This is a genomic window from Lacicoccus kunmingensis DSM 17847, assembly GCF_059568765.1.
Genome location: NZ_JCANUC010000037.1, coordinates 1 through 11,253, shown reverse-complemented (window position 1 = coordinate 11,253; position 11,253 = coordinate 1). Strand labels below are relative to the sequence as shown.

14 protein-coding genes are annotated in these 11,253 nt (G+C 41.8%); 6 read left to right on the top strand and 8 right to left on the bottom strand.

The features are described 5' to 3' along the window. Positions 1-279, top strand: a 279-nt coding sequence (locus BO48_RS16380) for a transposase (RefSeq protein ID WP_496368619.1), incomplete at its 5' end; no start/stop codon positions are given. 21 nt (positions 280-300) lie between these two features. Here BO48_RS16380 and BO48_RS16375 read toward each other — a convergent pair. Next, positions 301-828, bottom strand: coding sequence for a hypothetical protein (locus BO48_RS16375; RefSeq protein ID WP_496369144.1), 528 nt, complete (start codon positions 826-828; stop codon positions 301-303). 132 nt (positions 829-960) lie between these two features. On the opposite strand from BO48_RS16375, the gene crcB (BO48_RS16370) reads away from it, so the two are divergent. From crcB (BO48_RS16370) to BO48_RS16360, 3 genes are all read left to right on the top strand, one after another. Then, positions 961-1,347: a fluoride efflux transporter CrcB gene (gene crcB / locus BO48_RS16370; protein ID WP_496369142.1), complete on the top strand. Its 387-nt coding sequence runs from the start codon at positions 961-963 to the stop codon at positions 1,345-1,347. Further along, positions 1,344-1,700: a fluoride efflux transporter CrcB gene (crcB, locus tag BO48_RS16365; protein WP_496369140.1), complete on the top strand. Its 357-nt coding sequence runs from the start codon at positions 1,344-1,346 to the stop codon at positions 1,698-1,700. Before crcB (BO48_RS16370) ends, crcB (BO48_RS16365) begins: the two co-directional genes overlap by 4 nt. Positions 1,701-1,780: 80 nt before the next feature. Further along, a complete protein-coding gene (locus BO48_RS16360; RefSeq protein ID WP_496369138.1) occupies positions 1,781-3,190 on the top strand; it encodes an aldehyde dehydrogenase family protein in 1,410 nt (469 codons plus the stop codon). Between the two features lie 149 nt (positions 3,191-3,339). Here the strand turns inward: BO48_RS16360 and BO48_RS16355 are convergent, their stop codons facing one another. Beyond that, positions 3,340-3,795, bottom strand: a complete 456-nt coding sequence (locus BO48_RS16355) for an SRPBCC family protein (protein WP_496369136.1) — start codon at positions 3,793-3,795, stop codon at positions 3,340-3,342. A gap of 27 nt (positions 3,796-3,822) precedes the next feature. Beyond that, complete coding sequence (locus BO48_RS16350) at positions 3,823-5,466, bottom strand: FAD-binding protein (protein WP_496369134.1); 1,644 nt, start codon at positions 5,464-5,466, stop codon at positions 3,823-3,825. Positions 5,467-5,704: 238 nt separating this feature from the next. On the opposite strand from BO48_RS16350, the gene BO48_RS16345 reads away from it, so the two are divergent. Next, on the top strand, positions 5,705-6,361 hold the full coding sequence (locus tag BO48_RS16345; protein ID WP_496369132.1) for a TetR/AcrR family transcriptional regulator: 657 nt from the start codon (positions 5,705-5,707) through the stop codon (positions 6,359-6,361). A gap of 90 nt (positions 6,362-6,451) precedes the next feature. Here BO48_RS16345 and BO48_RS16340 read toward each other — a convergent pair whose 3' ends face one another. The 5 genes from BO48_RS16340 to BO48_RS16320 all read right to left on the bottom strand — a co-directional run bounded on the left by BO48_RS16340 (position 6,452) and on the right by BO48_RS16320 (position 10,505). Continuing rightward, the gene (locus BO48_RS16340) at positions 6,452-7,054 is read right to left on the bottom strand and encodes a YdcF family protein (protein WP_496369130.1); all 603 of its coding nucleotides are present in this window, start codon (positions 7,052-7,054) and stop codon (positions 6,452-6,454) included. A 300-nt stretch (positions 7,055-7,354) separates the two neighbouring features. Then, positions 7,355-8,764 carry a Na+/H+ antiporter NhaC gene (gene nhaC / locus BO48_RS16335; RefSeq protein WP_496369128.1) on the bottom strand — a complete coding sequence of 470 codons (1,410 nt, stop codon included), beginning with the start codon at positions 8,762-8,764 and terminating at the stop codon, positions 7,355-7,357. 143 nt (positions 8,765-8,907) lie between these two features. Then, entirely contained in the window at positions 8,908-9,321 is a 414-nt protein-coding gene (locus BO48_RS16330; RefSeq protein ID WP_496369126.1) for an ion channel, read from the bottom strand. A 127-nt stretch (positions 9,322-9,448) separates the two neighbouring features. Then, positions 9,449-10,231 (bottom strand): hypothetical protein, encoded by a 783-nt coding sequence (locus tag BO48_RS16325; RefSeq protein ID WP_496369124.1) that lies wholly within the window; start codon positions 10,229-10,231, stop codon positions 9,449-9,451. A 106-nt stretch (positions 10,232-10,337) separates the two neighbouring features. After that, the gene (locus BO48_RS16320) at positions 10,338-10,505 is read right to left on the bottom strand and encodes a hypothetical protein (RefSeq protein ID WP_496369122.1); all 168 of its coding nucleotides are present in this window, start codon (positions 10,503-10,505) and stop codon (positions 10,338-10,340) included. A 140-nt stretch (positions 10,506-10,645) separates the two neighbouring features. Here BO48_RS16320 and BO48_RS16315 point away from each other — a divergent pair. Continuing rightward, on the top strand, positions 10,646-11,253 hold a 608-nt coding region (locus BO48_RS16315; protein WP_496369120.1), incomplete at its 3' end, for an IS256 family transposase.

Sequence of the window (11,253 nt, the reverse complement as noted above, 5' to 3'; positions counted from 1 at the left end):
AACCACTTGATTCACACATCATCGGAACACCCACTGTCCTCGGGGATGCGCAGGGTGTTGCGTACGTTTAAAAAGTACAGTCCGTATATCCAGAACACACTGGCCTATCCAACACTCACAAATGGCCCGCTGGAAGGCATCAATAACAGTATCAAAACATTAAAACGCGTGGCTTTTGGCTATCGTAACTTTGCGCATTTCAGAGATCGTATATTATTAATGACCCGGTTATACCGACCACAAATAAAAAAAGAGTCTAGCTCGCATAAAGCGAGCTAGACTCAAGGATCTCAATGCCCATCAACCTGATTTGACGTAGAGCCAAATATTTTTGCTTTGTTTAATATTGTTGTAGAATGTCTCGAAGCAGTAGAAATGTCTCGGATTGACGTTGCGGATGACATGCGTCCGCGGATTGTCCCGCTCGTCCGTCACTTTCAGATATAGTACACCCGCTTCATAATCATATTCGTCCATGCCCTCGACAAGGACAAGATCCAGGTCATCGATATCAGTGAATGGAAAATGGAAGACTTCCCATTTGAATTCTTCCTTGTTCAAATTGGATGTATTCACCGTGACAATCTCATCCTTCAATAAAAAGTAGACGCCGACACGAGTGAAATCCGTCAGGCATGTACCCAGGCAATGGGCTTCTTTTTCTTTATAAGTTTCATAGTCTTCATGTTCCATCAGAAATTTATTCGCACTGTCGATGAACTTGAATTCATCACTGTGTAGTTCATGTTTATATGACAGCACTTCCTCTATCGTTTTCGGAAGGTCGATATCATCCAGATACTTGTTCAGTTCTTTATACGAAATCATCGTTGATCATTCCTTTCTCAATCGGTTAAACCGAAAGGATTCTACTATTATAATGATATTCCCTATACATACTGAAATTAATCAATAAACATGAAAATGTTATAATATTTGGAAGCGAGAAAGGAGATTACAATGAAATACTTATTCGTGATGATTGGCGGTTTCTTTGGCACCATTTCCAGATTTGCTTTCAGCGAATGGTTCCAAACAGAGGGCGGTTTCCCGTTTAGTACTCTCTTCGTCAATCTGGCCGGCTGTTTCGCTCTCGGCTGGCTTCTGACATATATCAGCCGGAAGACAAATATCAGATCTGAATATGCCTTGATTATCGGTACCGGATTTATCGGCGCTTTTACAACGTTCTCCACATTCACTGTAGAAACGGTGACTTTATTCGGCCGGGGGTTTTTATTACCGGCAGTCATATATGTTGCGGCTTCTGTCATATTCGGATTATTGATGACTTACTCCGGTTATAAACTGGCCTTACCAATCTATAGACGGGGTGACAGCGCATGATTTTCCTGATTGGGACAGGCGGCGCTTTAGGTGCCTTAGCAAGATTCATGCTGGGTAATATGCAAAACCGGTATAGGGTTCCCATAGGTACATGGATGATCAACATTACCGGATCATTTCTGCTTGGTTTTCTGACCCAGCTTCATTTATCCGGTCATATCAGTGAATGGCTGTGGCTGTTCGGTGGTGTCGGATTTTGCGGTGCATATACGACCTTCTCCACTTTCGGCTACGAAACGATTCGTTTAACCATCCAAAATGAAGTAAAATCCGCTGTCATTTATGTACTCACTTCTGTTGCTGCGGGAATCGCTGCGGCAGTGATCGGTTTCAGTGCCGGACATGTTTTTTAAAAAGGGACAACGGGTACACTAATTGAGAAGACGCTATTAAAATGAGACAACTTTTATTATATATTCAGGAGGAGATTTTTGTGAAAGAACATCAAATTTACTACAACGGCAAGTGGCAGAACTCCGATTCCGGTGAATTCAGCGAAGTTGAAAACCCTGCGACGAAGGAAATCATCGCAAAAGTTCCGAAAGGCAGTCATAGCGATGTGGATAATGCGGTTGAAGCTGCGAAAAATGCATTCCCGGCATGGAATGAAACTTCTCCGGAAAAAAGAGCCGAATATGTCAGAAAAATAATGGAAGGCATCGAGGCAAAGAAACAGGAACTCGCTGACATCATGGTCAGTGAACTCGGCAACTCGCAGACGTTCTCGGAAGAAGGCCAGGTGCCGCTGTCACTCAATGAAATGGAAGCGACACTTGAAGATATAAAAGATTTTGAATTTGAAGAGAAACTGAAAGACGGCACAGTCATCCAGAAAGAAGGGTTCGGTGTGGTTGCATGCATCACGCCGTGGAACTATCCGCTGAACCAGATCCAGAGGAAGATGACGCCGGCACTTCTTGCAGGTAATACGGTCGTCATCAAACCGGCAAGCCTGACACCGCTCACTGCGATGCTGCTCGCTGAAATCGTCGATGAAGCGGGTCTCCCTGACGGCGTATTCAACGTCGTGACAGGAAGCGGCGGCGACCTCGGTGACTATCTCACGAAACACGAAGACGTGTCAGTCGTGTCATTTACAGGTTCCACTTCAGTCGGACAGAAAATGTATGAAAGTGCCGCAGTAAACATCAAGAAACTAGTGCTCGAACTCGGCGGTAAATCACCGCTCGTCTACTTGAAAGGCGGGGACCTCGATCAGGCCATCGACCAGGCGGCTAAAACCGTCATCAACAACCAGGGTCAGAGCTGTTCCGCACTGACACGTCTCTTAGTTCCAAGGGAACAGCTGGACGAAGTGAATGAAAAGATCAAAGAATATTATAAAGATGTGAAAATCGGCGATCCGACAGATTATGAAACCGACATTGGACCACTCGTCGATGAAAACCAGATGAAAACAGTGCTCGACTATATCCAAAAAGGCAAGGACGAAGGCGCTGAAGTATTAGTCGGCGGCAACAAAGTCGACAGAACCGGCTACTACGTCGAACCGACAGTATTCACGAATGTGAAAAACAGCATGACCATCGCACAGGAAGAAATCTTCGGACCCGTACTCGTCGTTGTACCGTATGACAGCGAAGAAGAAGCCATCGAGTTAGCGAACGATGTGGACTATGGTCTATCCGGCGCAGTCACAGGACCGGACTTCGAATCAGCATTGAAAGTCGGCAAGCAGATCAGAACAGGTAACGTCTTCATCAACGGCGGCGCCCGTTCCGCACACGCGCCGTTCGGCGGTTATAAGCAGTCAGGCTTAGGCCGTGAAAACGGATTGTACGGTGTGGAAGACTACCTTGAGATTAAGGCGTTGTTTGTTTAAGACTAAATATTTTAATAGACTGACCCATGTAATAAGACCCCAGCTATGAATTTAAATTCATAGCTGGGGTCTGCATTTATATTTATAACATATATTTACGGTTTGTTATCTTCTTAATTAGTAGATAACTTTTAACGTCCATAAAAGTATTAAACTCTCTTACCCTCTGTTTCTTTAATTTCATCAGCAATTGCATTTGTAAGATCTGCTGCAGTTTGCGGGACAAAGCTTTTTAGAATTGTATTGATCATCGGCCCCATTGCACCGGCTGCTGTAATATCCAAATAACCTGTTATATTTGTTGAATGAGCATCCACTTTTTCAGCTTCAAAATAACCATCACCTTTGAAGTTCTCTCCCATTCCTGTCAGGTTGAAGGTCACCAGATTCGGCTCCCTCCATTCAGTAATATCCACTTTAAGTTTCACTGTTTTCTTCATGAATCCAAGATCACCTTTAAACTGCCAGGTAGATTCATTTTCATTGATAAGTTCATGGTTGATATATCCCGGGACGAGTGGCGCCCAGTTATTTATGGAGCTGACAAAATCCCAGACATCTTCAATAGGTACCTTTACATTTGTTGTATGTGAGCCATTTGGCATCTTTATATTCCCCTTTTCTTTTCGTTTTTAATTTTCTACTTTACTCGTTTTGGATTTTGCGATTTGAATACCTGCCAAGTATCCCCAAGTCAAACCAGGTCCAATTGTTGCGCCTGCACCAGGGTAGGATGGTCCTAAAATAGACATTGCCGCATTACCTGCTGCATACAGCCCTGGAATTTTCTGGCCACGAAGACTGATCACTTGTCCGTTTTCATCTACACGCGGTCCTCCAGCAGTACCTAATGTCCCGAAGTAGATTGGAATTGCATAAAATGGTCCTTTTTCAATTTTACCGAGGTTGAGTTCAGCTGATCCCCCACCAGCACCCATACCTTCAAAATATAACGTACCGCGATGGAATTCAGGATCTTCACCGTTCTCTACATATCCATTAAAGGTTTCAACTGTTGACTTTAACCCTTCTACGTCTACACCGATTTTCGCAGCGAGTTCTTCCAGGTTTTCAGATGGGTGCATCCATTCCGGAGCAGGCTCATCTGCAGCAACAGTGACAACTAAATGATTGTCTTTTAACTGGCTGTCAAAAATTAACCATGTGTTTCTTTCGTTTGGATATGTTTGTGTCACTTCATCATATGAGAAGAATTTCCTTGGCATATCTTTATATGTCGCACCTTCATTTACGAACCTCTTACCCTGATCATTGACGATAATACTGTGCGCAGCATTCCTAGGGCTGTTGATCAAGTTAAATATACGTCCCTCATATTCTATCGAAGGATCCTGTGCAGCCGGATACCACCACGCATCACTCATGTTCGCAAGTTCTGCCCCTGCTTCCATAGCCATGATTAAACCATCACCTTCATTGTAAGGTGGTGAAAGATGATGGGTCGGTTCCCCTGGTAAGAAGGATTTTACGAGCTCTTTATTCCACTCGAATCCACCTGTAGCAATAACAACGCCATTTCGTGTGGCTATATTGACAGTTTCTCCATCAGATTCTGCCTGCACACCGATGATTTCACCTTCATCATTTTGAAACAGTTTAATACCTGCAGTGTTCAGTCTGATTTCTATCTCTCTATCAAGCAAACCTTTTACCAGTGAACCAATTAAAGCACGGCCCATCGTTGTGATGTTTTTCTCCATTCTTTCTGCCATAAGAGAATAATCGATAGAATCTTTATCTGCCCCGCCCTCTTCCAGTGTAAGCGGCGGAAAAATAGGATTTCTTCTGATTTTATCCGCTAAATCCCCTAATTCATTCAGTTCGAATGGTAATGGGTCCAGTGATCTCCCTTCAACCCTTCCTCCGGGCAGGTCTGCGTAATAATCACCGTAGGCTTTTGGTATCGCAAATTTAACCGGTGTATTGTCATGCATATACTTAATCATTTCTTTTCCTTTGTCCAAATAAACTCCAATCAACTCAGGATTAGGCTCTTTACCACTGGTCAGGCGACGGATAAATTTCAATGCTTCTTCTTTTGAATCATCAATTCCTTTTTCATCCATATAATGGTTCAAAGGAATCCAAGGCACACCACCAGACATAGCTGTTGTCCCACCAATTTCAGAAGACTTTTCCAACACCAATACTTCCGCCCCATTGTCGTGAGCTGTTGTCGCTGCAGTCAGAGCTGCTCCCCCTGAACCTAAAACAACAACATCAACGGTTTCATTCCATTCTGTTTCTTTACTCATCAAATTCATTCCCCTTTGCCTTTAATTTTGTAAGCGCATACAAATGATATTAAATAAAAATCACAGTTATAAAACTATGATAGATAGTTTACACATCATATTGATAGTCATACTATCACCATATTAATTATCTGTCAATTAAATATGATTAAATGGTCTATTTAGAACTGTAATTGACAAAATACAGTGGATTCTATAACGTTAGGTTAAATAAATTATCATAATGAGGGAAGTCGCTATGAAACCATCGGATAGGTATGAAGCAGAACGTCAACAAAATAAAGAGATGAGAAAAGAAACCATTCTTGATGCTGCAAAAATTCTCTTTGTAGAAAAAGGAATTGATAATACAACGATGCAGGATATAGCAACCGAAGCCAATTTAGGAGTTGCCACGGTGTTCCGGCTATTCTCCAAAAAAGAAAAAATTGTAGTTGTTGTGGCGACACAAGGTCTGAAGAAAATATTAACTGTGTTTCAGAATGCAGCTGCTCTAGATGTAACTGCCTTGGAGAAGATGGAAGTTTTAATGGATCATTTCGTCGGTGAGTTAAAAAATAAAGATGGAGAGCATATTGGGTTTTTAGAAGATTTCGATACGTATTCTTCGCGTTTAAAAGAACCTATTGAGGATACTGAACGATTCAAGACAGTCTATAAGGAAGTATCCAGCACCTTCGCATCGATTATTGAAGAAGGAAAAAAGGATAGTTCCATCCGTAAAGATATTGATATTGATGCCTCACTTATCACTCTTATCAATACATTTGCTACGTTCGCAAAGAAATTAACAGTTCAAAAATCAGTTTTCTTTATCGAGTTGGACATGGAACCTGAAATACAGTTGGAAGTATTACGTAAAATTATCATCGAGTATTTAACAGTTCAGAAATAATTTAATGAGAAAGAAAGTAAGAAGGGTGTGGGACATTTTGTCCACACCCTTCTTACTACTTTATCCTGCTTAAATAAATTGAGATCACACTCATTGCGCATCCGTATCATCCGGTATATCGATAAAATGATACAATCCCAACCGGTAGCCCCACAATTTTACATATTCTCTGAACCAAATATTTTTGGCAAACTCCTGCTCACCCCAAGGCTCACCCTCTGCGCTGAGTGCAGCGATATAGGTCAGTTCAAACTTGCCGTCATATTGATTCTCATTCACACGGTCGTGAATCAGTTTGGAACGCTTCAAATGGTAATCGCTGGTCACAACCAATGCACTTTGAAATCCCCGCTCTTCCATGATCGCCAACGTTTCCGTGGCATTCGTGTATGTGCTGGTGGCGTCTACTTCTTCGATAATCGCCGCATCCGGAATTCCTAGATCGAGCGCAAACTGCTTTGACTGCGCGTAATGCTCATCCATCGCGGGCGAGATGATGACATAGTCCGAATATCCCTCGTGATACAGCTCTGCCGCCTTTTGCATCCTGCCCTGATCACCGCCGCCGAGCATAATGATAGCGTCCGCCTGTTTCGGCGCGTCCGTTCTGCTGTGATTAAAACTTTCTATAATAGATACCACTATGAGCATCAGAATGATACATATGATAATAATGATGAGCCTTATTTTCATCTTTTTTACCTCGATTTTTAAACTCGCTTTGTAGACCACCATAATAGCACGTAGAGATTAAAATTGGGTAAATTTTTAATAAAAGTTCAAGTAGTGAAATAAAGTTCTTATGTCTTTTAGGGAGTGATGGATATGTGGATAGGTTGTTGACTATAATAGTGACGATAAAAAGAAAGACACAGACTTATAATCTGTGCCTAAAAATTTATGTTATGGGATTTCTGTCAGAGCTATTCTATTCTAGTTGAATATCTAATACTCGGTTCTGCCAGTAACAGATGAACTTTAATCAATTTACCTTCATTTTTCTTCAACTTCTTCAGCTTCCCCCTCTTCCATCTTCAGCATCGTAAACCCTGTCAATCCATACAACAGTGTAAATATCGGTGTAAAGAATGCTAGAAACAGAAACGGCAGGAAGGTTAGCGGGGCAACGCCTAAAGCGGCGGCTGCAAATATTGCGTTGCCGTTCCACGGGATGGCGACTGCACCCTGTGTGGCGGTGTCTTCCATCAGTCTCGACAGGTTCTGCGGTTTTAACCGCTGTTTCTTATATAAGGGTTTTAACATGGTTCCCACCAGGGCGATCGACGCGCTTGCCGTGCCCAGTATTGCGGTGCCGATGTAGCTCGCCACCATGGATGTCGGCACGAGTGTCTGTACTGAATTGACTCTCTTAAAGAATGTATCCAAAAAAGTCTTTAATATTCCTGATTCCTGCAATAAACCCCCGAGCCCCAAAGCAAACAGAAATAGTGCCAGCAGGTTGAACATGCTTGTGATGCCGCCTTGTGTCAACAGGGAATCGACTGATTCTATTCCAGAATCCACAACATAACCATTATAAATTGTATCCAGGGTTTCTGTAATTCCTGCCCCCTGATACAAAATCGCTATAAAACCGCCGATGGCCGCACCGATGAAAATCGAAGTGATCGGCGGTTTGCTCATAATGAGCAGTGCCACAACGACAATGACCGGAATCATCGGAATCCATCCAAGATGATAGTTGCTTGAAAGAAATTCAGTCATCACTTCGATATTCGACAGACTGCCGCTGTCCTGTCTGTAATTCAATCCAAGCAATAAAAACACAATCGCTGTAAGTATATAGGCAGGTGTCGTAGTCCAAAGCATATGCTTAACGTGGTCCATCAACTCCGTTTCCATTATGGCGGCAGCCAGGTTTGTACTGTCTGACAGCGGAGAGATTTTATCACCAAAGTAAGCGCCACTGATAATCGCACCTGCAGACATTCCGGCCGGCAGTTCCAATCCGTGACTGATACCCATCAGAGCAACACCCGCCGTTCCCATCGTCCCCCATGACGTACCGGTGGACACGGATACAATCGTACAGAAAATTAAAGCGGTCACGAAAAAATACCCTGGCGAAATGGTTTGAATACCATAATAGATCAACGTTGGCACAGTACCGGATATCAGCCATGCACCAATCATAGCCCCAACGACCAAAACAATCATGGAAGGCTGGAGTGCTTTTGCCATCATCGACAGCATAGCTTCCTGTAACTGCTTATAGGAATAACCCAAGTATAGAATAAAAGGAATCGTCATCATCAATGCAACCAGCAGCATGAGTTCTATCGTCGCTTCAAAAACGAGAATGCCTGACATGATGATCGCAATAATCATCACCATTATAAAAATCGAATACCAGATTGATGGTTCTTTTATCTCTTTCTTCAAATCCATCATCCCCTTCTCAGTATTTATTTTTTATCACATTATTTCTTGTTAGAATTTTCTGTATACTACTTTATACCCAGAAACTTTATACATAAAAACAGCCACTGAAAATAAAATTCAGCGGCTGTTTAACCAAAATCTCATTAATTCTTTTTATAACTCTTACTAATTTCACTGATAAATATAACCGAAGGTACAACAATTCCGAGAAAACCTTCAAATACAGCAATATAGCGTATCGGTCCGATTGGATTCAGATCACCATAACCGATTGATAACAATGTAACGCCACTGTAGTAAATCATTTCTGCAAAATCATGGTTCTGTATGACCGTACCCTTATTACTATCAATCAATATTGGTGAGTAAAATGAAATGGCAAAATATATTAAAGCAAAAATCATAGTCAAAGAAATCATGACAGTAAAAATATAGAGGTACAGCGGCCACTGTAACTTAAAGTTATGTGTATCTTTCATATCGCCTTTTTTCTTCGCAAATGCGCCAATCTGGAACAGAAAAAAAATAATGAACAGTATAAGTATTGCCTGGGCCATGCAACCCCTCCCGCAAGTTGACTTTTATTAATACCTTCAATATGTATTAGTACCCTTCTATCCCCTGTTTTAAAGCTGTCAAAACTTGCGACATTTTGAAGAATGAATAAAGGTTCTAGTTCAATGATTAATTAAAATATAATGACATATACAAGCGCCCTGACCACCTCCAAAAAAAATATGATGCTATAAAATAGATTATTGAACAAGGTGTCAAAAAATGGCCAGAAAAAACAAGATTCACAGTAAGAACGATTCCGTAGTAGATGATAATCGGTAAAACTATATTGACCCTGGAATTATTATTCATCGCATATTTGGACACTACGAACACCGGAACAGAAATGGACAGTACAAAACCGATCAATATGCTTAAAAACCCTATAGTGGAAGGAAGTATTTCAACTGATAAAGCAAATAAAATATACAATGTATTCAGAATGACAGCAAGAAGTGAGAAATCACTGAGCACCTGCTTCCAATGCTCTCTGTCCTTGATAACAATCACATTCATCAAATATGTAAGACCATAGTAGATAAGAAATACTACTGCCAAAATGATGAGAAACACTATAAATGTTATAACAATCGGCATCAATGGTGTACTACCAGGCGGCGGAGGCCCATCAAATGCCGTCATCAATCGCAGGACCGAAATCAATGATAACGTTGATAACAATAATCCAACTGCGATGATAGCCGTCGACATATGAAAAGGTCTGCCGATTGATTTCCAGGGCGATAAGAATGCACTTTTATAGAAGGACAACATCTCTTCAAAAAAGTCACTTTCCGGTTCATTTGTACTGTCATCCAATAGATCATATCCACATTCCTGACAATGTTCATTCTTTTCAAACCCTTCTGCATTACACTTCGGACATTCCCTACAATCCCTCCTTATATCCATACCCTAATCTCCCATTCATCTTCAATACAGAATTCCTTCGTTCCCTTCATTCAGGCACTGCACACGAATACCGCTGAAAATAAAATTCAGCGGCAGCCCTCAATGGTTATAGAAATCTAAAAGTGAAATAAGCGACAGGGACATTGATCACCACGTAGTAAAGCAGCACTGACAGTAAAATATTGAATTTCGCGTTATCCTTATCAGCATATCCAAGCGTGACAAATACCGGCACGGATATGGTCAGTAAATAGATCGCGCACCATAAAGCCACCTGTAAACTGTATGGCAGATACTCAACAGTGAAAGGAAGATTGTGCCCATATAATTGTGTAATAAAGAAAAAATGAGTCAAATCATCCTCTGTAGTACAATGTTAGTTACCACACCACACATTGATAGGAGAGATATGAAATGACTCAATTAAATTTTAACTTAGATATGGACCAATTAACAGAAGAGATTCTTGGCAGTGATTTAAATTCAGTGACCAAAGGCTTGGCCGTCGCGGTATTTAATGCGTATATGGAAGCCGAGCGGGATGAATTTGTACAGGCCAAGAATCGTGAACGCAGTGAAGATCGTCAGGATATGCGCAATGGTTATTATCAAAGAGACTATAAGCTGCCGGTCGGCCGAATCACTTTGAAAGTGCCGCGCACGCGTTCCGGCGAGTTTTCGACGGAACTGTTTGAACGCTATCAACGCATGGACCAGTCATTGGTCCTGACTTTGATGGAGTCTGTCATCAGCGGTGTTTCGCCCCGTAAAGTGACGAAAATCGTGGAAACTTTATGTGGGGAATCAGTGTCCAAATCATTTGTTTCCAGCGTGATGGACCGACTGGATCCGGAAATCGAGGCATTTCAGAATCGTGCCTTACACGCGCAGGATTACGAGTTTCTGTACGTCGATGCCATGTACATCAAAGTCCGTGAAAACCATCGTATCGTGTCAAAGGCGGTGTATATTGCCCAGGCTGTGACCACTGAACATTATCGTGAAATCGTCGGCTTCATGAT

Coding starts and splice junctions, on each gene's coding strand:
- BO48_RS16325 (WP_496369124.1), bottom strand. CDS start 10,231: ATGGATATAAGGAGGGATTGTAGGGAATGTCCGAAGTGTAATGCAGAA.
- BO48_RS16340 (WP_496369130.1), bottom strand. CDS start 7,054: ATGAAAATAAGGCTCATCATTATTATCATATGTATCATTCTGATGCTC.
- BO48_RS16330 (WP_496369126.1), bottom strand. CDS start 9,321: ATGGCCCAGGCAATACTTATACTGTTCATTATTTTTTTTCTGTTCCAG.
- BO48_RS16375 (WP_496369144.1), bottom strand. CDS start 828: ATGATTTCGTATAAAGAACTGAACAAGTATCTGGATGATATCGACCTT.
- BO48_RS16350 (WP_496369134.1), bottom strand. CDS start 5,466: ATGAGTAAAGAAACAGAATGGAATGAAACCGTTGATGTTGTTGTTTTA.
- crcB (WP_496369142.1), top strand. CDS start 961: ATGAAATACTTATTCGTGATGATTGGCGGTTTCTTTGGCACCATTTCC.
- BO48_RS16345 (WP_496369132.1), top strand. CDS start 5,705: ATGAAACCATCGGATAGGTATGAAGCAGAACGTCAACAAAATAAAGAG.
- crcB (WP_496369140.1), top strand. CDS start 1,344: ATGATTTTCCTGATTGGGACAGGCGGCGCTTTAGGTGCCTTAGCAAGA.
- BO48_RS16355 (WP_496369136.1), bottom strand. CDS start 3,795: ATGCCAAATGGCTCACATACAACAAATGTAAAGGTACCTATTGAAGAT.